Origin of the sequence: Nocardioides sp. NPDC101246, from assembly GCF_044767415.1 — a bacterium.
In the GTDB taxonomy this organism is placed as follows: domain Bacteria; phylum Actinomycetota; class Actinomycetes; order Propionibacteriales; family Nocardioidaceae; genus Nocardioides.
Map to the genome: position 1 here is coordinate 393369 of NZ_JBIWNX010000004.1, position 24978 is coordinate 418346.

The 24978-nt window shown below is 70.2% G+C and carries 22 protein-coding genes; 8 read left to right on the top strand and 14 right to left on the bottom strand.

The genetic code is table 11. The features are described 5' to 3' along the window. Positions 1–33: 33 nt before the first annotated feature. Positions 34–1431, bottom strand: coding sequence for an FAD-binding oxidoreductase (locus tag ACIRON_RS09675; protein WP_402992102.1), 1398 nt, complete (start codon positions 1429–1431; stop codon positions 34–36). A gap of 35 nt (positions 1432–1466) precedes the next feature. Continuing rightward, positions 1467–2714 carry an alpha-hydroxy acid oxidase gene (locus ACIRON_RS09680; protein WP_402992104.1) on the bottom strand — a complete coding sequence of 416 codons (1248 nt, stop codon included), beginning with the start codon at positions 2712–2714 and terminating at the stop codon, positions 1467–1469. A 76-nt stretch (positions 2715–2790) separates the two neighbouring features. Here ACIRON_RS09680 and ACIRON_RS09685 point away from each other — a divergent pair, with 76 nt between their 5' ends. Both ACIRON_RS09685 and ACIRON_RS09690 read left to right on the top strand, forming a co-directional pair. After that, entirely contained in the window at positions 2791–3912 is a 1122-nt protein-coding gene (locus tag ACIRON_RS09685) for a mandelate racemase/muconate lactonizing enzyme family protein (protein ID WP_402992106.1), read from the top strand. 76 nt (positions 3913–3988) lie between these two features. Further along, complete coding sequence (locus tag ACIRON_RS09690; protein WP_402992108.1) at positions 3989–4672, top strand: FadR/GntR family transcriptional regulator; 684 nt, start codon at positions 3989–3991, stop codon at positions 4670–4672. A gap of 99 nt (positions 4673–4771) precedes the next feature. Here ACIRON_RS09690 and ACIRON_RS09695 read toward each other — a convergent pair whose 3' ends face one another. From ACIRON_RS09695 to ACIRON_RS09740, 10 genes are all read right to left on the bottom strand, one after another. After that, a complete protein-coding gene (locus ACIRON_RS09695) occupies positions 4772–5596 on the bottom strand; it encodes an NAD-dependent epimerase/dehydratase family protein (RefSeq protein WP_402992109.1) in 825 nt (274 codons plus the stop codon). Next, positions 5593–6645, bottom strand: a complete 1053-nt coding sequence (locus tag ACIRON_RS09700) for a TRAP transporter substrate-binding protein (RefSeq protein ID WP_402992111.1) — start codon at positions 6643–6645, stop codon at positions 5593–5595. The genes ACIRON_RS09695 and ACIRON_RS09700 overlap by 4 nt, the downstream gene beginning before the upstream one ends. Before the next feature lie 39 nt (positions 6646–6684). Beyond that, positions 6685–7980, bottom strand: coding sequence for a TRAP transporter large permease (locus tag ACIRON_RS09705; RefSeq protein ID WP_402992113.1), 1296 nt, complete (start codon positions 7978–7980; stop codon positions 6685–6687). 26 nt (positions 7981–8006) lie between these two features. Continuing rightward, the gene (locus tag ACIRON_RS09710) at positions 8007–8531 is read right to left on the bottom strand and encodes a TRAP transporter small permease (RefSeq protein WP_402992115.1); all 525 of its coding nucleotides are present in this window, start codon (positions 8529–8531) and stop codon (positions 8007–8009) included. Continuing rightward, positions 8528–9724 carry a hypothetical protein gene (locus tag ACIRON_RS09715; RefSeq protein WP_402992117.1) on the bottom strand — a complete coding sequence of 399 codons (1197 nt, stop codon included), beginning with the start codon at positions 9722–9724 and terminating at the stop codon, positions 8528–8530. The genes ACIRON_RS09710 and ACIRON_RS09715 overlap by 4 nt, the downstream gene beginning before the upstream one ends. Before the next feature lie 138 nt (positions 9725–9862). Next, entirely contained in the window at positions 9863–11131 is a 1269-nt protein-coding gene (locus ACIRON_RS09720; protein ID WP_402992119.1) for a glucarate dehydratase family protein, read from the bottom strand. Further along, positions 11128–11523, bottom strand: a complete 396-nt coding sequence (locus ACIRON_RS09725; RefSeq protein ID WP_160028030.1) for a universal stress protein — start codon at positions 11521–11523, stop codon at positions 11128–11130. Before ACIRON_RS09725 ends, ACIRON_RS09720 begins: the two co-directional genes overlap by 4 nt. 26 nt (positions 11524–11549) lie before the next feature. Next, entirely contained in the window at positions 11550–13088 is a 1539-nt protein-coding gene (locus tag ACIRON_RS09730; protein ID WP_402992121.1) for a tripartite tricarboxylate transporter permease, read from the bottom strand. Positions 13089–13100: 12 nt separating this feature from the next. Continuing rightward, positions 13101–13631 (bottom strand): tripartite tricarboxylate transporter TctB family protein, encoded by a 531-nt coding sequence (locus tag ACIRON_RS09735; RefSeq protein WP_402992123.1) that lies wholly within the window; start codon positions 13629–13631, stop codon positions 13101–13103. Between the two features lie 29 nt (positions 13632–13660). Beyond that, positions 13661–14656 carry a tripartite tricarboxylate transporter substrate binding protein gene (locus ACIRON_RS09740; RefSeq protein WP_402992125.1) on the bottom strand — a complete coding sequence of 332 codons (996 nt, stop codon included), beginning with the start codon at positions 14654–14656 and terminating at the stop codon, positions 13661–13663. A gap of 153 nt (positions 14657–14809) precedes the next feature. On the opposite strand from ACIRON_RS09740, the gene ACIRON_RS09745 reads away from it, so the two are divergent. Further along, complete coding sequence (locus tag ACIRON_RS09745) at positions 14810–15721, top strand: LysR family transcriptional regulator (protein WP_402992127.1); 912 nt, start codon at positions 14810–14812, stop codon at positions 15719–15721. 760 nt (positions 15722–16481) lie between these two features. Here the strand turns inward: ACIRON_RS09745 and ACIRON_RS09750 are convergent. Continuing rightward, the gene (locus tag ACIRON_RS09750) at positions 16482–17744 is read right to left on the bottom strand and encodes a DUF222 domain-containing protein (protein ID WP_402992129.1); all 1263 of its coding nucleotides are present in this window, start codon (positions 17742–17744) and stop codon (positions 16482–16484) included. Between the two features lie 498 nt (positions 17745–18242). Here ACIRON_RS09750 and kdgD point away from each other — a divergent pair, with 498 nt between their 5' ends. The 5 genes from kdgD to ACIRON_RS09775 are packed head-to-tail and all read left to right on the top strand — an operon-like array spanning position 18243 to position 23798. Then, a complete protein-coding gene (gene kdgD, locus ACIRON_RS09755) occupies positions 18243–19157 on the top strand; it encodes a 5-dehydro-4-deoxyglucarate dehydratase (RefSeq protein ID WP_091048256.1) in 915 nt (304 codons plus the stop codon). Positions 19158–19197: 40 nt separating this feature from the next. After that, entirely contained in the window at positions 19198–20691 is a 1494-nt protein-coding gene (locus ACIRON_RS09760; RefSeq protein WP_402992131.1) for an aldehyde dehydrogenase (NADP(+)), read from the top strand. Next, positions 20688–22094 (top strand): enolase C-terminal domain-like protein, encoded by a 1407-nt coding sequence (locus ACIRON_RS09765; RefSeq protein WP_402992133.1) that lies wholly within the window; start codon positions 20688–20690, stop codon positions 22092–22094. Before ACIRON_RS09760 ends, ACIRON_RS09765 begins: the two co-directional genes overlap by 4 nt. Positions 22095–22122: 28 nt before the next feature. Then, on the top strand, positions 22123–22917 hold the full coding sequence (locus ACIRON_RS09770) for a sulfite exporter TauE/SafE family protein (RefSeq protein WP_402992134.1): 795 nt from the start codon (positions 22123–22125) through the stop codon (positions 22915–22917). Positions 22918–22973: 56 nt separating this feature from the next. Continuing rightward, entirely contained in the window at positions 22974–23798 is an 825-nt protein-coding gene (locus tag ACIRON_RS09775) for an ion transporter (RefSeq protein WP_402992135.1), read from the top strand. Here the strand turns inward: ACIRON_RS09775 and ACIRON_RS09780 are convergent. Then, a complete protein-coding gene (locus ACIRON_RS09780) occupies positions 23784–24950 on the bottom strand; it encodes an ABC transporter substrate-binding protein (protein ID WP_402992136.1) in 1167 nt (388 codons plus the stop codon). The genes ACIRON_RS09775 and ACIRON_RS09780 overlap by 15 nt on opposite strands. Between the last annotated feature and the right edge of the window lie 28 nt (positions 24951–24978).

The following is a 24978-nucleotide window of genomic DNA, read 5'->3' on the forward strand; positions in this document are numbered from 1 at the left end:
GCTTCAGGCAGATCCTGGAGACCGGACGACTCATCACAGCACCTTGCGAGGGTTCATGATCCCGTCGGGGTCGATCGCCTGCTTCATGGCGCGCATCAGGTCGACCTCGACACCCGTCTTGTACGCAGCGGCCGCATCTCGCTTGAGCGCACCGATCCCGTGCTCGGCGGAGATGCTGCCGCCGAGCGCCGTGACGGCGTCGTAGACGATCCGGGTCAGCTCGGGAGCTTCCCGCTTGAGTGCCGCGTCGTCGCCGAGGGGTGCGGAGATGTTGTAGTGCAGGTTGCCGTCCCCGATGTGCCCGTACGTCACCAGCCGCAGCCCCGGCAGTGCCTCCAGCAACCTAGGGCCGACCTCGGAGACGAACCGGGGTAGGTCCGTGATCGGCAGGGTGACGTCGTGCTTGAGGGTCGCGCCCTCGCTCTTCTGCGCCTCGGAGACCCCTTCGCGCAGCGCCCACAGCGACTCGCGCTGGGCGGGACTCCCGGCGACGACGGCGTCGAGCAGCAGCTCCTGCGAAGCGGCGGCCTCGAGGGCCGACTCGAGCCGCTCGTCCACGTCGGCGGAGGTGCCGGCGAGCTCGACGAGCCCGTACCACTCGTGCCGGTCCCCGAACGGGTCGCGCACGCCCGGCAGGTGGGCGAGGACCAGGTCGACGGCCTGGCGGCCGAGGAGCTCCCAGGTGGTCAGCTGGCCGCCGCCGTGCTCGCGGAGCAGGGGAAGCAGCTCGGTCGCCGCGGAGACGGACTCCAGCGCCACGAACGCGGTCGCCCGGCGCGGGGTTGCCGGCAGCAGTCGCAGCACCGCCGCGGTGACGACGCCGAGCGTGCCCTCGGAGCCGATGAAGAGCTGCTTGAGGTCGTAGCCGGTGTTGTCCTTGCGCAGCGGTCGCAGCCCGTCCCAGACCCGGCCGTCGGGGAGCACCACCTCGAGCCCGAGCACCAGCTCGCGCATCATCCCGTAGCGCAGCACCGCGGTACCGCCGGCGTTGGTCGCGATCGTGCCGCCGATGGTGCACGAGCCCTCCGAGCCGAGCGAGAGCGGGAAGAGCCGCCCGGCGGCCGCGGCGGCCTCCTGCACGGTTGCCAAGGGCGTTCCGGCCTCGACGACGAGCGTGTCGGCGACCGGGTCGACCTCGCGGACCCGCCGCATCCGGCCGAGCGAGAGCACGACCTGGTCGCCGCCGGAGTCGGGCACGCCGCCGCCGACCAGGCCGGTGTTGCCGCCCTGCGGGACGACCCCGACGCCCGCCTCCGCGCACAGCCGGACCGCCGTCGCCACCTCCTGCGTCGAGGCCGGGCGCACCACCGCGAGGGCGGTGCCGGTGAAGCTGCCGGTCCAGTCGGTGACGTACGCCGTCATGTCGGCCGGATCGGTCAGCACCGCGTTCTCGCCGAGCGCGGCGCGCAGGTCGTGGACGAGGTCGGTCACAGGGTTCTCCTTCGGGAGGTGGGGGAGGTGGGCGGTCATGCCGACCGCAGGCGTACGTGCTCGGGGCCGATCGCGGCGATGTCGGGGGTGCCGAGCAGACACATCGCCCGCCGCAGCTCCTCGACCAGCAGGCTCAGGGTGGCGTCGACCCCCTGCTGCCCGGCGACCATCAGGCCGTAGAGGTAGGGCCGTCCGATCACCACACCGTGGGCGCCGAGGCCGAGCGCGGCCGCGATGTCGCCACCGGAGCGGACGCCGGAGTCGACGTAGACCTCGGTCCGGTCGCCGACCGCGTCGACCACCGCCGGCAGCAGCTCCAGCGGCACCGGTGCCCGGTCGAGCTGGCGGCCGCCGTGGTTGGAGAGCACCACCGCGTCGGCTCCCGCGTCCACGCACGCCACCGCGTCGGCGACCGAGAGCACGCCCTTGACCACCACCGGGCCGTCCCAGTGCTCCTTGAGCCAGCCGATGTCCGAGGGCCGGATCGCCTGCTCGCGCAGCTCGTTGGACATGCCCCAGCGGCCGTAGTGCGACCCCTCGGGGAACGTCGCGAACCGCAGCGGCTCGGTGGTCAGGATGTCGGCGACCCAGCCGGGATGGCGGGCCATGCCCGCGAACGTACGCAGGCTCAGCTGGGGCGGGATCGCGAACCCGTTGAGCTTGTCCTTGCGCTTCATCCCGGTCACGGTCGTGTCGATGGTCAGCATCAGGGCCTCATAACCCTGCGAGGCCGCCTCGGCGAGATGCTCGAGCGTCACCGCCCGGTCCTTCATCAGATAGACCTGGAACCAGTTACGTCCCTGCGGCGCCGCGTCCGCGACGTCGGTGATCGAGGTCGTCGCGTACGTCGAGAGCGTGTAGGGCAGCCCGGCCGCGGCCGCCGCCGCGGCGACCGCCCGCTCCCCGGTGTGGTGGCTCAGCCGGGTGTAGCCGGTCGGCGCGAGCACGATGGGTGCAGCCGCGGGCCGCCCGAGGATCGAGGTACGCACCTCCGGCTCGCCCACCTGGCCGAAGGCCGTGGGCCGCAGCTCCACGCGGTCGAAGGCCTCCCGGTTCCGGCGCATCGCGTGCTCGCCGTCCGAGCCGCCGTAGACGTAGTCCCAGACCGCCGTCGGCACCCGCCGGCGCGCGGCCAGCTCCAGATCGTCGACGCTGAGACAGCGGGCCAGCCGGCGGTCGGCGGCCCGCCATCGGAACGGGCGCGGCCGCAGGAAGGGCGCCAGATCGCGCCATCGGGGGACCTGCCGCCGGACGACCTGCTGGACCACCTCGGAATCGGGCACGCTCTGGACTCCTCGCCACTCATCGGATAAGTTCTGAACTTGTCATACAACTTAGCCCATCGAGGAGCATCCCGCCATGGCCGCCGACCGCATCACGTCACTGACCCTCTCCCACGTCGTCCTCCCGCTCGAGAACCCGGTCAGTGATGCCAAGGTGCTCACCGGGCGGCAGAAGCCGCTCACCGAGACCGTGCTGCTCTTCGTCGAGGTGACCACCGAGCAGGGCTTCGAGGGCATGGGCTTCAGCTACTCCAAGCGCGCCGGTGGCCCGGCGCAGTACGCCCACCTCAAGGAGATCGCCGAGGTCGCCATCGGCCAGGACCCCTCCGACATCGCCAAGATCTACGAGTCCCTGATGTGGGCCGGTGCCTCCGTCGGCCGCAGCGGCGTGGCGACCCAGGCCGTGGCCGCTCTCGACGTGGCGCTCTACGACCTCAAGGCCCGTCGTGCCGGCCTTCCGCTGGCCAGGCTCCTCGGCGCCCACCGCGACTCCTGCCGCGTCTACAACACCTCCGGCGGCTTCCTCCAGGCCAGCGTCGAGGAGATCAAGGAGAAGGCCACCGCGTCGCTCGAGGCCGGCATCGGCGGCATCAAGATCAAGGTCGGCCAGCCCGACTGGGCCGAGGACCTGCGGCGCGTCGCCGCGATCCGCGAGCACCTCGGCGACACCCCGCTCATGGTCGACGCCAACCAGCAGTGGGACCGCGCCCGCGCCCGCCGGATGTGCCGCGAGCTCGAGCAGTTCGACCTGATCTGGATCGAGGAGCCGCTCGACGCCTGGGACGCCGTCGGCCACGCCGACCTGTCGCGTACGTTCGACACCCCGATCGCGACCGGCGAGATGCTCACCTCGGTGCCCGAGCACATGGCGCTGATCGACGCCGGCTACCGCGGCATCGTGCAGCCCGACGCGCCGCGCATCGGCGGGATCACCCCGTTCCTGAAGTTCGCCACCCTCGCCGCCCACGCCGGTCTGGCGCTCGCACCGCACTACGCGATGGAGATCCACCTGCACCTGGCCGCGGCCTACCCGACCGAGCCGTGGGTCGAGCACTTCGAGTGGCTCAACCCGCTCTTCGAGGAGCGCATCGACATCCACGACGGCCAGATGTGGGTCCCGGACCGCCCGGGCCTCGGCTTCACGCTCAGCGACCAGATGCGCAAGCACACCGTGGAGACGGCTAAGTTCAAGGCATGAGCGAGCGCCAGCGAGCGACGATCAGGGTCATGCCGTCGCGTCCGTATCCTTGCCTCTGTCTGACGGAGGCGACGGCATGACCATCAGCGCTGGGCTCGCCGACCGCGTGGTCTCGGGGGTCAAGGACCAGATCCTGGCCGGGGACCTGGCTCCGGGTGCGAAGCTGCCCTCGGAGTCGGACCTGGTCGCGGCGTACGGGGTGTCGAGGACGGTGGCACGAGAGGCGGTCACCCGCCTCCGTGCCGAGGGTCTGGTCGAGACGTTCCAGGGGCGCGGCTCGTTCGTGCTGGCGGTGCCGGCTCCGTCGCCGTTCGCGCTGGAGTCCTCCGCGATCCGCACCCAGCACGACGTGCTCGACATGGTCGACTTCCGGCTCGGCGTGGAGTGTGAGGCGGCGGCCCTGGCCGCCGCCCACCTCGACGAGCAGGGCTCGCGCGCCATCGAGGAGGCGCTCGCGGCACTGGCCGCCGCGGATCCCGACGGCGCCGTGGAGGCCGACTTCGCCTTCCATCGCGCCGTCGCGGCCGCGACCGGCAACCGCTTCTACCTCGACCTGATGGACTCGCTGGGCCCGATGATGATCATGCTGCCCCGGACCCGGCTCGGCGACGCGTACTCGCCCAGTGACGCGCTCCACGTCGAGCGGGTGCAGCGCGAGCACGACAACGTCGCGGCCGCGATCCTCGCCGGTGACGCCGACACGGCCCGGGCGGCGATGCGGGTGCATCTGGGCAGCACCCGCCGGCGCCTGCGGCAGTGATCACGTCTGGAGCCACGGCGCCGACCCACGCTGGCTGAAACCTGGGAAAAGGAGAACGGGTGGCCCGGCGACAGCCGGACCACCCGTTCCCCATGGGGTCTATTTCTGTTGCTGCTCACCCAGCGGGGTGAAGCAGAACTTCCCTCCGGCCAGACGCTCCTCGGGGCCCTGCGGACCATCGTCGATCGCCTCGCCGAGCAGCTCGGCGGCGAAGATCTCGGAGTCGTCCTGCGGGTGGTAGCCGATCGCCTCGCCGGCCTCCAGCGACCACCAGCGACGGGTGTTGCGGGAGATGCCCCACACCACCCGGAAGCCGGGCTCGGGGGTGGCCAGGCACGCCTCGAGGAGCCGGGCGCCGTCGTCGGGTGACATCCACGTCCACAGCGAGCGGCGGTCCCAGGGCTTCTCGAAGCACGAGCCGATCCGCAGCGCGGTCACATCGATGCCGTAGCGGTCGTGGAAGAGGCTGCCGAGCGCCTCCATCGCGACCTTGCTGACCCCGTAGTAGGTGTCCGGTCGCGGGAAGGCGTCGGCGGCCAGCCCTTCGGCGGGTACGTCGTCGAGGTCGTAGAAGCCGGCGGCGTGGTTGCTCGAGGCGAGCACCACGCGCGCCACCCCGGCGTCCCGGGCGGCCTCCAGGACCACCCGGGTGCCGTCGATGTTCGCCGAGAGGATGTCGGCCCAGGGCCCCTCGACGCTGATGCCGCCCAGGTGGATGATCGCCTCGACGCCCTCGCAGGCGGCGCGCATCGCCGCCTCGTCGGTCACCGACGCCTCGATGACCTCGACGGCCTCGCCCTCGGCGGGGTCCTCGGGACGTACGACGTCGAGGAGGCGGAGCACCCTGCCCGCGCGGGCCAGGCGGGTGCGCATCAGCCGCCCGACGACGCCGTCGGCTCCGGTGATCAGGACAACCTGTGTCATGCGGTGCGCAGCTCCTCGACGGCGGTGATGTACTCACCCAGGTCCGCGCCGTGCTTGTCGATGACGGACTTGGTGGCCTCGCGCCACGGGGCGAGGTCGCTGATCTCGTTGATCGTGACGCCCTCCCCGCGCAGCTTCTCCAGGTCGGTCTCGACCTGGGCGTCCCACTTCTCACGCTGGAACGGGGCGGCCTCGTCGGCGGCCTTCTGCAGCGCCTCCTGATCCGCGGAGTCGAGCCCCTCCCAGGTGTCCTTGTTGATGAGGAGCACCTCGGCGACGCGCATGTGCCGGTCGAGCGTGTAGTTCTTCGCGACCTCGTAGTGAGACGCGGAGTAGTAGGACGGCTCGTTGTTCTCGGCGCCGTCGAGCAGCCCGCTCTGCAGCGAGCTGTAGACCTCGCCGTAGTCCATCGGGGTGGGGGAGCCGCCGAGAGCCTTGACGAAGTCGATCTGCACCTGTGACTCCTGCACCCGGATCTTGAGTCCCTTGACGTCGCCCGGGGCCTTGATCGCCTTCTGGGAGGTGTAGAAGCTGCGGGCGCCCGGGTCGAAGTAGCCCAGGCCTTTGAAGCCGGCGCCATCGGCCTCGCCGAGCAGCTTCTTGCCGCTCTCGCTCTCCAGGAAGCGCCACAGGTGATCGGCGTCGTCGAAGAGGTACGGCAGGCTGAACAGCCCCATCGCGGGGACGAACTCGCCCATCGGGGCCGAGCTGATCCGGGTCATCTCGATCGAGCCCATCTGCACCTGCTCGATGGCGTCGGACTCCTCGCCGAGCTGGGCGTTGGGGTAGACCTGGATCTTGATCCGGCCGTTGCTGTACTTCTCGGCCAGCTCGGCGAACTTCTTGTCGCCCAGCGTGGTCGGGTAGTCGTCGGGGTGGGTCTCGGCCAGCTTGAAGGTCAACGAGCCACCGCCTCCGCCGCCGCTGCCGGCGAGGGACCCGCCGCCGCACGCGCTGAGGGCCAGGCCGCCGGCGACCGCCGCGGCGCCGAAGGCGCCTGCCTTGAAGAGGGAGCGCCGGGCAACCGGCGTGGGGGATGAGGTGTTCACGGGTGGTTCCTTTCCAGAGAGGGAGTTACGTGGTCCGATCTATTGGCCCAGCGCATCGGGGAGGGCGAGCGAGAAGAACGGGACGTACGTGATCAGCAGCAGCACGATGAGCATCGGGATGAGGAAGACGCCGACCATCTTGATGACCTTCTCGATCGACGTACGTCCGATGGCACAGCCGACGAAGAGGACGTTGCCGACCGGCGGGGTGATCAGGCCGATGGCGAGGTTGAAGACGAGCATGATCCCGAACTGGACCGGGTCCATGCCGAGCCCCGTGGCGACCGGCAGCAGGATCGGCGTCATGATCACGATCAGCGGAGCCATGTCCATGATCGCGCCGAGCACGAGCAGCAGCAGGTTGATCAGCAGCAGGACCACGACGATGTTGTCGGAGATGCCGAGGAGAGCGTCGGTGGCCAGCGCCGGCACCTGCAGGAAGGCCAGGAAGTAGCCGAAGGCACCCGCCGCCGCGATGATGAACAGGACCACGCCGAGGGTGCGCAGGCTGCTCTGCAGGATCGGGATCATCGCCTTGAGCGGCAGGTCCCGGTAGACGAAGAAGGTCAGGATGAAGGCGTACAGGCAGGCGATCGCCGCCGACTCGGTCGCGGTGAAGATGCCGCTGAGGATGCCGCCCAGGATGATCACCGGCATCAGCAGGCTGAGCAGGCCCTCGGCGACGATCTTCGGTACGTCCTTGAGCGGGACCAGCTCCTCCTTCGGGTAGCCGCGCTTGACCGCCACGATGTAGGCCATCACCATCAGCGACGCCCCGAGCAGGAGCCCCGGGATCACGCCCGCGGTGAACAGGGCGCCGATCGAGACGCCGCCCGCGGCCATCGAGTAGATGATCAGGTTGTGGCTCGGCGGGATCATGACCGCCTGGGTGGCGCCGGAGACGGTGACGGCGACCGCGTAGTCGGTGTCGTAGCCCCGCTTCTTCATCATCGGGATCGTCACCGACCCGATCGCGGAGACGTCTGCGACCGAGGAGCCGGACAGGGCACCGAAGAAGGTGCTGGCGCCGATGTTGACCATCCCGAGGCCGCCGCGTACCCAGCCGACGAGCAGCCCGGCCAGGGCGATCAGGCGCCGCGAGATGCCGCCGGTGCCCATGATCTCGCCGCCGAGGATGAAGAACGGGATGGCCAGCAGGGCGAAGGTGTCCAGACCGGCGACCATCCGCTGGCCGACGGTGGTGAGCGGAAGTCCGATGTAGAGCGCCTCGAAGATGGCGGCCAGAGCGAGAGCCAGGGCGACCGGGACGCGGAGCAGGACGAGGACGGCGAAGCCACCCAGCAAGATGGCGATGGCAAGTGGATCGATAGGCATGGGGGAGTCCTTCGGCTATCGGCGGCTCAGCCGATCTCGGCTGCATCGTCAGGCTCGGCGTACCGCTGGGTACTGATGCCGAAGGCCTGGAGGACGGTGTAGAGGACGATCATGGCGCCGGCGACCGGCATCATCAGGTAGAGGACGCTGCGGGGGAGGCCGGTGCCGGCCAGGGTCGCCGTCTGGGCGTCGATGACGAACTGCGTTCCCTGGACGATCAGGAAGAGCCCGAACCCGAGCAGCAGCACCTGGACGAACCGGTCGATCACCGACCTGAGCGTCGCCGGGAACTTGTCGACCAGGAAGGTGACCGCGATGTGGGCGCCCTCCCGGAAGCCGATCGCCGCGCCGAGGAAGCCGATCCAGACCAGCAGGATCCGGGCCGTCTCCTCGCTCCAGCTGGGGGAGTTGCTCAGCAGCTCACGGCTGAACACCTGCCACAGCACGATGAGCAGCGTGGCGACCAGGCACAGGACGCAGAAGGCCTCGAAGACCGTGTCGACCGCGCGCCAGGCGCGCCGAAGCGTTCCGTTCTCGTTGCGGGTGTTCATGGGCGTCGATCCGTCCTCGTCGCGGTGGTGGGGACCTTGGTCGCCTCGGCGAGCAGGTGCTGCCTGTCCGCGCCCGCCAGGCCGAGGTGGTAGAGGTGGATCTGGTCGATCCCGGCATCGACCAGGGCCCGCACATGGTCACCGAAGGCGTCCTCGGTGGTCGGCGGGAGAACGGTGACGTACGCGGCAGCCGCTGCCTTTCCGGAGACCGCCTCGACGAGCCGGCGCCCGGTCTCCACCGAGGCCTCGGTGGTCGGCCAGCAGAAGGAGACGACCAGGTCGACGTCGTCGGCGGTGGTCGGGGTCAGACCCGGGCTGGCGCCGGTGGCCCAGGAGTCGGGCTGGGCGTGCAGGCCGATCTCGGCGATGTCGGGTGCGGCCTCGCGGACGGCCGCGATCACCCGGTGGCGGAGCTCGTCGTCGGCGGCGTGGCGGGAGGCGAGGATCGCGTCCAGGGTTTCCTGGTCGACGGCCGCTCCGGACGGCGCCGTGCCGGTCGCCTCACGCAGGGCCGCGACGGTGGCCTCCGCGTCGAGCCCGCGGGCGGCCCAGTCCTCGCGGCAGGCCCGGCAGCAGCAGATCGAGAGCAGCTCCTGGGTGACCTCGTCGTAGGCGCCGTCGGTCTTCTCGTGGTGTCCGCCGTGGCCGAACCCGAGGTGGCCGCAGGCCTCCAGGATCGCCGTGGAGACGGGGGTGTCGCGGACGGCCTCGGCGGCCAGGGTCTCCGCGTAGCGGCGGACGTCCTCGTGGCGGGCGCACAGGGCGTAGGGGTAGGGCTCGTCCCAGCAGTTGAGGACCGCGAGGTCCGGGTTGGCCTCGCCGAGGATCGTGGAGTGGGTCAGGACGATCCAGGCGGCTACCTCGATCCCGGCCTCGGCGAGGATGGCTGCGGCCTCGCCGAACGGGTCCTCCGCCGCGACCCAGGTCGCCGCGGGCGGCACCAGTCGCGCGCCGGCCCAGGCCTCGGCGCGCACCGGGCGGTAGAGCGCCGCGCTGCGGGCCTCGACGATCCGGTGCCCGGGGTGGAGCGGGGTCGCGGCGCGCGCGGTGTGATAGGCCGCGGCGAGGGCGACCTTCGTGACTCCGAGCCCCCGGGCGCGATCGGCGAACGCAGGGTCGCCGATCACGTCCCAGGGGTAGGCATATCCGACGACCGGGACGGTGCCGGTCCTGCCCGAGTCGGTCTCAGTCACCGGTGTCTGCTCCTGCCAGCCAGGGGTGTGGGGGCGGAGCCGAGTGTGGCCCCGGTCACAGGAGACTGTCAGGATGCGCGATTCGTGTCCAAGGCACTTATCGCATCAGGCGATACCTCATGGGTATCGCCCGATCGGTCACCAGCGTGAGGTGTTCGGTGTGAAGTCCGGCTCGAAGGTACGCATGTAGACCGTGTCCTCCCGGCGACGCACACCGCAGCTGAGGTACTGCTCGTGCAGCTCGCCGAGGAGATCGCGGTCGAGCTCCACGCCGAGGCCCGGACCTGTCGGCACCGCGATCGCGCCGTCGCTGAAGTCGAGCACCCCGGGGCGTACGACGTCCTGGGTCTTCCACGGGTAGTGGGTGTCGCAGGCGTAGGTCAGGTTCGGGGTCGCGGCGGCCAGGTGGACCATCGCGGCCAGGGAGACGCCGAGGTGGGAGTTGCTGTGCATCGACAGGCCCATCCCGAAGGTGTCGGTGATGCCGCCCAGCAGCGCCGACTGGCGCAGCCCGCCCCACAGGTGATGGTCGGAGAGCACGATCTGGACCGCGTCGGCCGCGATCGCCGGCTTGAGGTGCTCGAACGCGATCACGCACATGTTGGTGGCCAGGGGTACGTCGGTGCGGGCCGAGACCTGCGCCATCCCCTCGATCCCGGGGGTGGGGTCCTCGAGATACTCCACGATGCCCGCCAGCCGCTCGGCGACCTTCACCGAGGTCTCCGGCGTCCAGGCGCCGTTGGGGTCGAGCCGCAGCGGCAGGTCGGGGAAGGCGTCGCGCAGCGCCTCGATCGCGGCGCACTCCTCGTCGGGGTGGAACACCCCGCCCTTCAGCTTGAGCGAGCCGAAGCCCCAGCCGTCGACCAGGCGCTTGGCCTGCGCGACGATCTGGTCGGGGTTCAGGGCCTCGCCCCACGCGTCGTCCGGCTGCCCGGGGTGGCCGGCCCACTTGTAGAACATGTAGCCGCTGAACGGCACCCGGTCGCGCACCGCGCCGCCGAGCAGGTCGCTCACCGGACGGCCCGCCTCGCGGGCGACCAGGTCGAGGCAGGCGACCTCGAAGGGGGAGTAGACCGTGTCGACGGCGGAGGAGACGTCGAGCATGCCGCCGAAGGAGGCACCCGCCCCGCCGGTCTCCTTGCCGAGCACGTCGACGACGAGCCGGCGCAGGCCGTGGGTGTCGTAGGGGTCCCGTCCTGGCAGTGCGGCGGCGACGGCGTCGAGGCGGGCGAGGTGGGTCTCGTCGGCGTACGTCTCCCCGAGGCCGACCAGGCCGGTGTCGGTGTGCAGCTCGACGATCGCGCGCAGCGCCCACGGCTGGTGGACGCCGACCACGTTGAGCAGCGGCGGGTCGGCGAACGCGACCGGGGTGACGACGACCTTGGAGATCCGGCTCGGCCCGCTCATGCGGTCGGCTTCACGGCGAGGACCGGCACACCGGCGTCGAGCAGGATGCGCTGGGCGTCGCTGCCCAGCAGCGCCTTGCCGACCGGCGAGCGGCGGCGCAGGCCGATCACGATCAGCCGGGCGCCGGTCGAGGCGACCAGACCGTCGAACGTCTCCACGACGTCGGCGCCGTGCGTGGTGTGGTCGACGCGAGCGCTCACCCCGGCTTCGGCGGCACGGGCGACGAGCTTCGCGGCCGCCGCCTCGTCGACGAGGTCGGCGTCCACGGTGGCGCCCCGGCGCGGGCTGTTGACGATGACGACGTCGTCGCCGCGGGCCGCGGCCTCGGCCAGGCCGGCCTCGAGGGCCGCCTCACCTACCGGGGTGGGTACGTAGCCGATCAGGATGGTCATGGTGTGTGCCTCTCAGCGGGTCGGGCTCAGCGGGTCGGGGTGTCGGCGTCGTCGCGCTCGGCCGGGGCCGCGGCGACGGGGGCGGTCTTGCGCCGGCCCAGGATCGCCTTGGCGGCGGGCCAGAGGGCGACCAGGACGAAGGCGGCCAGGATGGTGCCCGAGATCGGGCGGGTGAAGAACCCGGTCGGGTCACCGTCGAAGATCAGCATCGAGCGGCGTACCCCGTCCTCCACGATCGAGCCCAGGACGAAGGCGAGCACCAGCGGGCCGGGCTCGAAGCCCACCTTCTTCATCAGGTAGCCGATCAGGCCGAAGACGATCATCACGAAGATGTCGAAGGTGGAGTTGTTGATCGTGTAGACGCCCAGGATCGTGATCAGCGCGGTGATCGGGGCCAAGATCGCCGGGCGCACCCGCAGGATGCGTACGAAGATGCCGACCAGCGGGATGCTCAGGACCAGCAGGATCAGGTTGCCGATGTACATCGAGTTGATGACGCCCCAGAACAGGTCGGGGCGCTCCTCGACCAGCTGCGGACCGGGCGAGATGCCGAGGATGAGCAGGGCACCGAAGAGCATCGCCATCGACGCGTTGGCCGGGATGCCGAGGGTCAGCAGCGGGATGAAGGAGGAGGTCGCGGCGGCGTTGTTGGCGGTCTCGGGAGCAGCGACGCCCTCGATGGCACCGCGCCCGAAGCGCTCGGGGTGCTTCGAGATCCGCTTCTCGGTGGCGTACGCGGCCAGGGAGGACATCACCGCGCCGCCACCGGGCAGCACGCCCAGGACGAAGCCGATCACCGAGCCGCGGCCGATGGCGCCCGAGGACTGCTTGAGGTCCTTGCGGGAGGGCCAGATGTTGGCCACGGCGGCGGGTACGTGGGGCTTCCCGTGCCGCTCCTCGAGGTTGTAGAGGATCTCGCCGACGCCGAAGAGGCCCATCGCGACGACCACGAAGTCGATGCCCTCGGTCAGCTGCAGGCTGCCGAAGGTGAAGCGCTCGGCGCCGCTGAAGCTGTCCCGGCCGATCGTGGCCAGCAGGAGGCCGAGCGCGGCGGCGATCATGGCCTTGAGCTTGTTGCCGTTTCCGATGGTGGCGACCAGCAGGACGCCCAGCAGGGCCAGGGCTGCGTACTCCGGGTCACCGAAGTTGAGCGCCCAGCCGGCGATCAGCGGCGCCACCAGGGTCAGGCCCAGGATGGAGACGGTCGCGCCGACGAAGGAGCCGATCGCGGCGATGCCGAGAGCGGTGCCGGCCTTGCCCTGCTTGGCGAGGGCGAAGCCGTCGAAGACGGTGACGACCGATGAGGCCTCACCCGGCAGCCGGAGCAGCACCGAGGTGATCGTGCCTCCGTACTGGGCGCCGTAGTAGATGCCCGCCAGCATGATGATCGCCGAGACCGGGTCGATGCTGTAGGTGATCGGCAGCAGGATGGCGATCGTGGCCGCCGGCCCGAGGCCGGGGAGTACGCCGATCAGCATGCCGATGAGCACGCCGATCAGGCAGTAGAGAAGGTTCTGCGGTTCGGTGACGAGCCCGAAGCCGTCGAGGAATGCGTTGACGTCCACTGGGGGCTCCGCTCAGAACAGGTGGGGCAGCGGGATGCGCAGCCCGTAGAGGAACAGGAAGTAGAACGCGGCGACCGTGGCGACCGAGGTGATGATCGTGCTGCGCCAGGACTCGCCACCGAGGAACCTCAGCCAGACGACGCACAGCAGCAGGGAGGGGATCTCGAAGCCGATCACGGGCATCAGCAGGGCCAGCGCGATGAAGGTCACGAGGCCGACCGCGGGCAGCACGCTGGAGCGGGTGAACTTCTCGCTGTCGGTCAGGCCGCGGCCGACCACGAGCAGCGCCACGGCCATCAGGGTGATGGCGATGCTGACCACGAACGGCCACAGGCCGGGTCCGGGCTGGCGCAGCGAGCCCAGGCCGTAGCCGTAGGCGAGGACCGCGCCGCCGATGCCGACGACGAGAGCGACGAGCGCACCCACCACCTGGTAGACCGGTCCGCCGGCCGGAGGTCGTTCCTCCTCCAGCTCATGGGCCACCTCGGCCTGGATCTCGGCCAGGATGTCCTGGTCTGGAGATGGGGTACGTTCGTCGCTCATCGTCATGCCTTCGTCGTGTGGGGCGGGAGTCAGCTCGCGCCGAGGTTGAGACCGTACTGCTCGACCAGATCGGCGAACCGCTTCTTGTCCGCCTCGAGCTGGGTCACCACCTCGTCGCCGGAGATCTCCATCGGGGTGAGGCTGTTCTGCTTGTTGAAGGCCTGGTACTCCTCGGTCTTGAACGTCGCCTGCATCGCCTCGGCGATGGCGTCCTTGACGTTGTCCGGGGTGCCCTTCGGGACGGTCATGAAGCGGTACTGCGCGACCTCGACATCGAGGCCCTGCTCCTTGGCGGTCGGGACGTCCGGCAGGTAGTCGACCCGCTCGGGACCGAAGACGCTCAGCGGGGTCAGCTTGCCGGACTCGATGTTCTCGATCGCCTCGCCGACCTGGATGCAGGCGGTGTCGACCTGGTTGCCGAGCACCGCGGTCAGGGCCGGGGCGCCGCCGTCGAACGGAACGGCCTCGGCGTCGACGCCGGCCGAGCCGTACGTCAGGCCGCAGGAGAGCTGCGCGCCCGTGCCGACGCCGGTGGTGCCGTAGGTGACCTTCTTCTTCGCGGCCTTGATGTCGTCGAGGGTCTTGAAGCCGCTCTTCGGGCCGGTGACCATGACGTAGTCGTCGCGGGAGACACCCTGGACGACGTCGAAGTCACCGAGGTCGGTGGCCTCGTCCGCGCTGACCGCCAGCGGCGTGATGGCGAACAGGGAGGCGTTCTGGATCGCGATGGTCTGGCCGTCGGCCTCGGCCTTGGCGACCTTGTTGGCGGCGAGCGCACCGTTGGCGCCCTCCAGGTTGATCACCGGGAAGGAGGCGCCGAGCTCGTCGGAGAGGCCCTTGGAGACCGCCCGGCTGATCAGGTCGCTGGAGCCGCCGGCCGAGGCACCGACGTACATCTCGACGTTGCCGGCGGGATACTCCTCGCCGTCCCCGCTGCCTCCGGTGGTGTTGGAGACTCCGCAGGCGGAGAGGGCCAGGGCCGCGACGCCGGCGGTCGCGGCGAGAAGGTGGGTGGTCGTACGCATCGTTGCTCCTAGGTCCTGGTGGCCGGGCTGGTTCGTGGCAGGGGATGGCCCGACGTCGTGTGACCACCGACACTAAGAGTCTTAGCGATACCGGTCCAAGCCCGTTTCGGCATAGAGTGTTCCACCTGGTGCATCGTGGTCTACTCTGGCCTGATGATCACGCTCGACCAGGTGCGCTCTTTCGTGGCGGTCGCCGAGGAGCTTCACTTCGGCCGGGCCGCCGAACGGCTGCGAATGACGCAGCCGCCGCTGTCGCGACAGATCCAGAAGCTGGAGAAGGCCGTCGGTGCGCAGCTGCTCGAGCGGGACAATCGCCGGGTCGCTCTCACCGGTGCGGGAGCGGCTTTCCTCGACGAGGCGTACCGGATGCTCAACCTGGTCGAGAGCGCCGGCGACCTGGCCCGTCGGGTGGATGCGGGTGCGGCCGGCGTCGTCCGGCTGGGCTTCACCGCGGTCTCGGCGATCTCGATCCTGGGGCCTCTGCTGCGCCGCCTCACCGTCGAGCTCCCGGATGTCGAGGTGCGGCTCTCCGAGCGGGTCACCCTGGCGCAGGTCGACGGCATCCGTCACGGCGAGATCGACATCGGCCTGGCCCGCCCGCCCTTCGACACCGAGCTGCTCTCCTCGAGGGTCATCTCCCGGGAGCCGCTGATGGCCGTGCTCCCGCAGGGCCACCCCCTGGCCGAGATCGACCGACCGTTGACGCCTGAGGACTTCGAGGGCCAGCCCGTCATCGGCTACCACCCGCAGCAGTCCCGCTACTTCCACGAGCTCTCCGTACGCTTCCTGGCCAACGCCCACCCTCGCATCGAGCAGCGCGTGCACCAGGTCCTCACCGCCATGCTCCTGGTCTCTGCCGAGCGTGGCGTCGGCTTCGTCCCGGTCTCGGCCAGCTCTCTGCGCGTCGAAGGTGTCGTCTTCCGCCCCATCGAGCACGGTGGTGGCGACACGCGTCTCGACAAGGACCCTGAGCGGCCGGTCGAGCTTCACGCGATCTGGGCGCGGGGGTCTGTCAGTCCGGTCGTGCGGCGGGTGCTCGATGCGATCGTCGAGATGAATCGTTAGGCGGGGTTGGCGGGTCTGCTGCGGGGTTGGGCGTGTCTCGTTGGTTGGGGCCGCCGACCCGTTGTGGAGGGTGTTCTCGGTCTCGTCCGGAGTCAAGGACGGCCTGCGGCCGCCGGCTTCGCCGGTCGCCTTCGGCGATCCTTGACACCGGCCGAGTCCGAGAATTTTGGCTGGTTATCGGGTCGGCGGCGGGGTTTGGCGCGGATTCCCTGGGTTGGGTACGGGCTTGGGAATTGGCGTCGATGTTCCTGTGGGGAGGGCCTGGTCTCGGGGCTTTTACTAGACGATGACACCTTGTGAACGATTCACAAGGTGTCCCTGCTCGGGGCGGCAGACCCATGGTTGGTAGCGGCGCGCCGGTTCCGCTGTTGGTGGCTCGGCGGCGACTGCACGAGCGGCGAATGGTGCAGCTTGATGCCCGGGGTCCCCACGGGTACAGACAGTTCCCCACTGAGATGTCGGCGCCCCATGCACGGGAGCGTGGGGAACCTATCTTGGCTGGTGACCATCGGCAGCAGCAGTGGGGAAGCCACATCAAGACGTGGTGCGCGACCAGATGTGGGCACGGTCCTGCGTCCAGCACGGGTGCGGTGGCGATCGGTAGCGGACCGGGCGACGGCCGGATTCTAGGAAGGCAGCGTTCGACGACTGTCTGCCCCGCCAGGGTCGGGGAAGCGCGCGTTGATCGTCTCGGCAGCCATGGGCGCATGGCGGCGGACAACGTGGGTGGTGGGGGTGACGGGGTTCGGGCGGAGCTGGTTCAGGTCCGTCGGGTGAACCGGATTCGTCCGTCCGGAAGTCGCTCATAGGTGGAGCCGGCGTCGTGGATGCGGCGGTGGTCGCTGGGGCACAGCAACACCATGTTGGCGAGGTCTGTCTTGCCGCCTTCGGACCAGGGTTTCAGATGGTGGGCTTCGGTCCAGGCTGCTGGGGCGTCGCAGTCTTCGGCTTGGCAGCCTTGATCTCGTAGCCGGAGGGCTCGGTGTTGGATCGGGTGGGCCAATCTGGCGGCGCGGCCGAGGTCGAGGATCTCGGAGTCGGTGCCCAGCACGACCGGGACGAGGTCGGCGTTGCAGGCCATGCGGCGGGCTTCGGCGGCGGTGATCTGGTCGCCGTCGAACCCCAACGCCGCAGTACCGAGGTCCTTGTGGAGGTCCTCCAGGTTCATGGTGATGAAGACCGTGGTGGCGTGACCGCCGTGTCTGGGGAGCAGGTCGACGTCGTAGGTCTCGATCACGCGGGCGAAGGCCTGGCCCAACAACCGGTCATACGGAGCCTTGCGGCCCTTGTCCTCGGCCGACCACTTCCGGGGCTGGGCCAAGGAGTCGAGGATGGTGCGCAACCTGATCCCGATCGCGCGGGAGACCCGCGCGTGGAGGTCGACGGTGCCGTCGCCGTTGTCGCGGGAGGAGAAGAACGTACGCCGTTGGGCGTGCTCTTCTTCGCGCTGCAGCGCTTTGGCCTCGGCGGCCTCGAATCGGTCGGGGTCGATCTCGGCGAGGATTCTGTTCCCGACGATCCGCAGCTCGTTGGCGGTCAATCGGGTGGCATGGTCGACCAGCAGCTTCTCGGCGAGCACCAGGTCCTCACCGCTCGCGGCGGGGTCGGACTCGATCTGGTCCAACGCTTTGGTGATCACTCGGGCCTTGTCCTGGGACACGACGCCGTCGGCCAGGCTGGCGGCGACGAGGTCGTACTTGGCCACGCCTGCGGCGAGTTTGATCTGGGAGCGGGCGGCGGCCTTGTCGACCAGGAGCTCGGTCCGCATCCACCCGGAAACGTCCTTGGCACCGGTCTCTTCGGCGATGTCGCCGGCGGTGGCCAGGACGCGGAGTTTCAATGCGGCTTGTTTGGCGTGGATTCGTTCCAGCCGGGCCAGGCGGTCCTTCTTCTGACCGGTGCGCCAGTAGGCAGGGTCTGCGGTGAGGAGGTGGTCGAGGGAGGATTCGATGGCGGTCATCTCGGCGTCGATCGCATCACCGGGATGGCTGCCCCAGTGGTCGACGTCGTGTTCGAGACTCATCGTGATCCCTCCCCTCAGAGGTGTGTCGTGATGGGTCTGATTCTACGCTTTCAAGGGATACCTAGCCACCTATAGGTGCAGGTCAGAAGTCATTTTCGCGGTGGGCGAACAGCATCATTCCTGTGGATGGTAAGTGGCCCGAAGGGCCACCCCTGCACCCCACAAGCCCCACCAATCCAACAAGGTTTCCGCTGCGCCACACCCGGGCCGCCGCCCCGATAGCCAGCCAAATCTTTTCTCGATCTGGTCCGGAGTCCAGGACCGCGAAGCGGCCGGCGAAGCCGGCGGGCCGAAGGCCCGTCCTTGACGCCGGACCAGATCGAGAAGACCCTCCAAGAACGGGTCGGCGGCCCACACCAGCAAAGAAGAACCTCCCAATGTGATGCCCTCAACGCATCACTAGATTCAAATTCGGGCTTGGACAAGCATCATCGAACGTTCCTAACGTGATGGTCACCACCTTCCCCCTAGCAACCCAACACCTGAAGGACGTGACTCGTGACCGAGTACAGCCCGACCGACCTGGCCGCCCAGCTCAAGAGCGGGCTCCTCTCGTTCCCGGTCACCCATTTCAACGAGGACCTCGAGTTCGACGAGGCGGGCTACCGCAAGCACCTGAGCTGGCAGGCCGAGTTCCCCGTCGCGGGTCTCTTCGCCGCAGGCGGCACGGGCGAGGGCTTCTCGCTGAACCCGGAGGAGACCGACCAGGTCGTACGGGCCGCCGTCGACGAGGTCGCGGGGGCAGTGCCGGTGCTGGCGCCGGCGACGGGCAGCACCGCCAACGCGGTGGCGCAGGCGAAGGCGGCCGAGGCCGCGGGTGCCGACGGGATCCTGCTGATGCCGCCGTACCTCACCGAGGCGGGCCAGGCGGGTCTGGTCGAGCACGCGAGCCGGGTCTGCGAGGCCACCGGCCTCGGGGTCATCGTCTACAGCCGCGCCAACGCGGTGCTGCGCGACGAGGCCGTGGCACAGCTGGCCGAGCGCAACCCCACCCTGATCGGCTTCAAGGACGGCATCGGCAACATCGAGCAGATGACTCGCACCTACGCCCGGGTCGGCGACCGGCTCATCTACATCGGCGGCCTGCCGACGGCGGAGACCTTCGCGCTGCCGCTGCTCCAGCTCGGCGTGAGCACCTACTCCTCGGCGCTGTTCAACTTCGCGCCGAAGTGGGCGATCGAGTTCTACGATGCCGTGCGTGCCCAGGACCGCGACGAGGTCTACCGTCGTCTCAACGAGTTCGTGATCCCCTACCTCGACATTCGTGACCGTACCGCCGGCTACGCCGTGTCGATCGTCAAGGCCGGCCTGGCCGCGATCGGCCGACCCGCCGGTCCGGTACGCCCGCCGTTGACCGACCTGCGCGAGGACGAGGTCGCCGAGCTGCGTGACCTGATCGCCAAGATCTCCTGACCCGACCTGCCCCACGAGACCGACCCGATAGGAAGGGAACATGAGCTACCGCTCGATCATCGCCGGAGCCGACTCCGAGCAGGCTGACGTCACCGCAGCCACCAGCGCTGCGGCGGAGGCCTTCGCCGGCTACCGCGCCACCTCCCCCGAAGCCCGGGCGGACTTCCTCGAAGCCGTCGCCGCCGAGATCGAGGGCGCACGCGCCGAGATCGTCGAGGCCGCCGTCGCGGAGTCGCACCTGCCCGAGGGCCGGATCAGCGGCGAGGTCGGCCGCACCACCGGCCAGCTCCGGATGTTCGCCGGCGTCGTGCGACGCGGCGACCACCTGGGCGTACGCATCGACCCGGCGCTCCCGGACCGGACCCCGCTCCCGCGGGCCGACATCCGCCAGCGCCAGATCGCGCTGGGTCCGGTGGCGGTCTTCGGCGCCAGCAACTTCCCGCTCGCCTTCTCCACCGCCGGCGGCGACACCGCCTCGGCGCTGGCCGCGGGCTGCCCCGTGGTGGTCAAGGGCCACCCGGCGCACCCGCTCACCGGCTACCTGGTCGCGCAGGCCATCACCCGCGCGGTCGAGAAGGCCGGCCTGCACGCCGGCACCTTCTCGTTCCTGCTCGACACCGACTTCAAGGGCGGCATCGAGCTCGGCCAGGCCCTGGTCGTCGACCCGCGGATCAAGGCCGTCGGCTTCACCGGCTCCCGCGGCGGCGGACTGGCGATCGCCGCAGCCGCGGCGGCCCGGCCCGAGCCGATCCCGGTCTACGCCGAGATGTCCTCGATCAACCCGGTCGTCGTCCTCCCCGGCGCGCTCGAGGGTGACGTCGACGCGCTCGCCACGGCGTACGTCGGCTCGCTGACCCTCGGGTCCGGCCAGTTCTGCACCAACCCCGGCCTGCTCTTCCTCCCGAAGAGCGAGGCGGGCGACGCCTTCCTGGCCGCCGCCGGCCGGGCCACGGCCGAGGCCGTCGGCGCGACCATGCTCACGACCGGCATCGCCAAGGCCTACGAGGCGGGCACCGAGAAGCTCCGTGCCACCGACGGTGTGACCGTCGTCGGCGAGGGCACCGCCGGGGAGACCGACGCCCCCGCGCCCCAGATCGTCGAGGCCGCCCGCCTCGCCGGCGTGACCGACGAGGTCTTCGGTGCCTCCGGCGTCGTGGTCCGCTTCGACTCGGTCGAGGAACTGCTGCCCAGCCTGGCCTCTCTCGAGGGTCAGCTCACCGCGACCGTCCACGCCACCGACACCGACAACGAGGCGGCCGCGCAGGTCGTCTCCGCGCTCGAGGTCAAGGCCGGCCGCATTCTCTTCAACGGCTGGCCCACGGGCGTCGAGGTGGGCCACGCGATGGTCCACGGCGGCCCGTTCCCGGCCACCTCCGACTCGCGCACCACCTCGGTCGGCAGCCTCGCGATCGAGCGCTTCCAGCGCCCGGTCGCCTACCAGGACGTACCTGCCGCACTCCTCCCGGAGGCCGTACGCGACGACAACCCGTGGCACCTCGCCCGCCGGATCGACGGCGAGCTGCAGCTGCCATGACCGCCTCCACGACTATCGCCAAGGTCGAGGTCGTCCCCGTCGCGGGCCACGACTCGATGCTGCTCAACCTCAGCGGCGCGCACGCGCCGTTCTTCACCCGCAACATCGCGATCCTCACCGACTCCGAGGGCCGCGAGGGCGTTGGCGAGGTCCCGGGCGGCGAGCCGATCCGTCGCACCATCGAGGAGGCCGCCGAGCTGCTCGTGGGGCAGCCGGTCACCCGCTACCGCAGCCTGCTGCGCCAGGTCGCGACCACGTTCGCCGACCGTGACGCCGGCGGCCGCGGAGCCCAGACCTTCGACCTGCGTACGACGGTCCACGCCGTCACCGCGCTGGAGTCCGCGCTGCTCGACCTCGCCGGTCAGGCCCAGGGCGTACCGGTCGCCGAGCTGCTCGGCGACGGGCAGCAGCGCGACTCGGTGCCGATGCTCGGTTACCTCTTCTACGTCGGCGACCCCGACAAGACCGACCTGCCCTACCTGCGCGAGACGACCGGAGTGAGGTCGAGCGGCGAGCTTGCTCGTCCGCTCGCGCCGAACGAGGGAGTAACCGAGCGAAGCTCGGAACCCGACGCGGCCGATGAGTGGGACCGCGTCCGCAGGGAGGTCGCGCTGACCCCCGAGGCGGTCGTACGTCTCGCCGAGGCCGCCCAGGCCCGCTACGGCTTCGCCGACTTCAAGCTCAAGGGCGGCGTGCTCGCCGGTGAGGAGGAGGTCGCCGCGGTGACCGCCCTCCACGAGCGCTTCCCCGACGCCCGGATCACCCTCGACCCCAACGGCGGCTGGCTGCTCGCCGACGCCGTCCGGCTGCTCCAGGGCAAGGACGACGTGCTCGCGTACGCCGAGGACCCTTGCGGCGCCGAGGGCGGCTACTCGGGGCGCGAGATCATGGCCGAGTTCAAGCGCGCCACCGGGCTGCGTACCGCGACCAACATGATCGCCACCGACTGGCGCCAGATGTCCCACGCGATCCGCACCAACGCCGTCGACATCCCGCTGGCCGACCCGCACTTCTGGACCATGTCCGGCTCCGTCCGGGTCGCCCAGATGTGCCACGACTTCGGGCTGACCTGGGGCTCCCACTCCAACAACCACTTCGACGTCTCGCTGGCCATGTTCACCCAGGTCGGCGCCGCCGCGCCGGGGGAGATCACCGCGCTGGACACCCACTGGATCTGGCAGGACGGCCAGGGCCTGACCGAGTCGCCGCTGGAGATCCGTGACGGCGCGGTGCAGGTGCCGACCGCGCCGGGGCTCGGGATCCGGCTCGACCGCGAGCGGGTCGCGGCCGCGCACGAGCTCTACCTCGAGCACGGGCTCGGCGTACGTGACGACGGCGTCGCCATGCAGTACCTGGTGCCGGGGTGGACCTTCGACCCCAAGCGCCCGTGCCTGGTCCGGTGAGCGCGGAGGCTGCGCGAGTGTCGGCCCGGTGAGCGCCGAGCTCGCCTGGCTCCTGCTCGCCGGGGTCGGTGCGGGACTGACCGGCTCGGTGGCCGGTCTGGCCTCGCTGGTCAGCTACCCCTCCCTGCTGGCCGCGGGGCTGCCGCCGGTCGTCGCCAACGTCACCAACACGGTGGCCATGTTCGGCGTCACCGGCGGCACCGTCGCGGGGTCGCGGCGCGAGCTGCGCGGTCAGGGCAGAAGGATCGCCTGGCTGGCCCTGGCCTCCTTCCTCGGCGGGGCGGTCGGCGCTGCCCTGCTGCTCACCACGCCGGCCGAGGCGTTCGAGACGGTGGTGCCCTGGCTCGTCGGCGCCGGGGCGGTGCTCCTGCTGCTCCGCGACCGGATCCGGGCCTGGGCAGCGGCCCGTGCGGCCGCGCGGCCACCACGGCAGGCCTCCCCGGCAGGCGCCGAGGAGCGACGTACCCTGGCCCGCGGGTTCGGCTGGGGCGTCATCGTGTTCGTGCTCGGCATCTACGGCGGCTACTTCGGCGCCGGCGTCGGGATCATCGCGCTGGCCGTTCTCGTGCTCGAGCGCACCGAGGCCCTCGCGATCACCAACGCGGTCAAGAACGTCGCCACCGGCGTGGCCAACGGCACCGCCGCGATCGCGTACGTCTTCTTCGCCCCCGTGGACTGGCCGGCCGCGATCGCGCTCGGAGCGGGTGCCGTGATCGGCGGTTTCCTGGGGCCGGCGATCGTCCGGGTCGCCCCCGAGCGGCCGCTGCGCTGGCTGGTCGGTCTGGCCGGCCTCGGGCTCGCGGTGCATCTGGCGACCCAGTAGATCCGGTGCAGTAGGCTCCGGCCCGCTGTCACGGGTCACAGGAGGACGAAGCGAACATGGGTTCGAGCATCACCGCAGCGCGCGCCCGGGTGCGTGCGCTGGTCGACGACGACACCTTCCAGAAGGTCATCATCGGGGTGATCATCCTCAACGCCGTGGTCCTCGGCGTGGAGACGATGGTCCCCGAACATCTCGCCCACGAGCTGGCGCTGCTCGACAGCGTGCTCCTCGGGGTCTTCGTCGTCGAGCTGGTGCTGCGGCTGGTGGCGTACGGCCCCAGGTTCTTCCTCGACCCGTGGAACATCTTCGACACCGTGATCGTCGCGATCGCGCTGGTGCCGGCGACCGGACCGATGTCGGTGCTGCGGGCGCTGCGGATCCTGCGCGTGCTGCGCCTGGTCAACTCGGTCCCGTCCATGCGTCGCGTCGTCGACGGACTGATCGCGGCGATGCCGGGGATGGGCTCGGTGGCGGCGCTGCTGGTGCTGATGATGTACGTCGCGGTGGTCATCTCGACCAACCTCTACGGCTCGATCGCGCCGGAGTACTTCGGCGACCTCGGCACCAGTGCGTTCACGCTGTTCCAGACCATGACCGGGGAGGCCTGGCCCGACATCGCCCGCGAGGTGATGGCCGAGGACCCCTCCGCCTGGATCTTCTTCGTCGTCTTCATCCTGGTGATGACCTTCGCGGTCCTCAACCTCTTCCTCGCCGTGGTCGTCTCCGGCATGGAGAGCGTCGAGTCTCTCGCCGAGCACGAGGAGGAGTCCGACGCCGAGATGATGGCCATCCTCACCTCGTTGCGCGAGGACCTCACCGCCGTACGCGAGGAGCTGGCCGCGACCCGGGCGGAGCTGCGGTCGGAGTCAGCTGCCCGTTGAGGTGATCTCCTGCAGGACCATGTTGCGGGGGCCGTCGGCAGTGCCCCTGACCACCCGCAGGAAGTAGGGCTGGTCGGGGTTGTGGTTGGGGTCGAAGGACCAGTTCCCGCGGGGGCTGACGATGGTGCCGACCGATCCGAGGGAGTCGGCGATCTCGTTGCGGTCGACGTCGTCGGAGAGGCCGAGCGCCTTGTCGAGCGCGGCCGCGGCGTCGTAGGCCTGGACCGAGTAGACCGTCGGGGTGGCGTCGTACGCCTTGCGGTAGTCCTTCACGAAGGCGTCGTTCATCAGCGAGTCCATCGTGTCGCTGTAGTGCAGCGCGGTCCGTACCCCTGATGCCGCGCCGCCCAGCGCGGACAGCACGTCGCCCTCGGTGAGGAAGCCCGGGCCGTAGAGCCGGATGCTCTTGGCCAGCCCGGACTCGCGGTACTGCTTCACGAACGCCTCCGCCTCCTTCCCGGCATAGGCGGCGAAGATCGCGTCCGCGCCCGACTCCTTCACCTTCTCGAAGAGCCCCGACCACTCCTCGCTCACGCCCGCCGGGGTGTAGCTCTGGCCCGCCACGTTGCTGCCGGACGCCTCGAGGGAGATCATGAAGCTGTCGGAGAACTCGTGACCGGCCGCGTCGTCGGAGCCGATGACGTACGCCGAGCCCCGGTCGGTCCCCTGGGCGACCGCCTTCCCGAGCGCGCTGCCCAGACCCGCGTTGGTCGAGGACGTACGCCACAGGTAGTCGGAGCCGTCGGCGAACTCGTCGGCGCCGGCGCCGGTCACGATCAGCGGCGTCTCGCTGTTCTTCGCGACGTCCTTGGCCGCCAGCGCCGTCTCCGAGCTCACCACCCCGACGACCGCCTGGACCTCGTCGTCCTGGATCAGCCTGGTCACCGCGGCGACGCCGATCTCGGTCCGGTCGCCCTCGTCGGCCTCGACGACGTCGATCAGCCGGCCGCCGAGCTTCCCGCCGTGCTGGTCGAGGTAGAGGTCGAAGCCCCGCGACATGTCCGTGCCGATCGACTTCTGGGCGCCGGAGGTCGGCACCACCAGACCGATCGAGACCTTCGAGTCCGAGGTCGTGGCACAGGCCGTCAGGCTGAGTGCGAGCGCCGAGATCGGCGCGAGAACGAGCAGCTGCCGATGAACCGAGCCGGTCACGGGAGACTCCATCTGTGGGGGTGGCGTC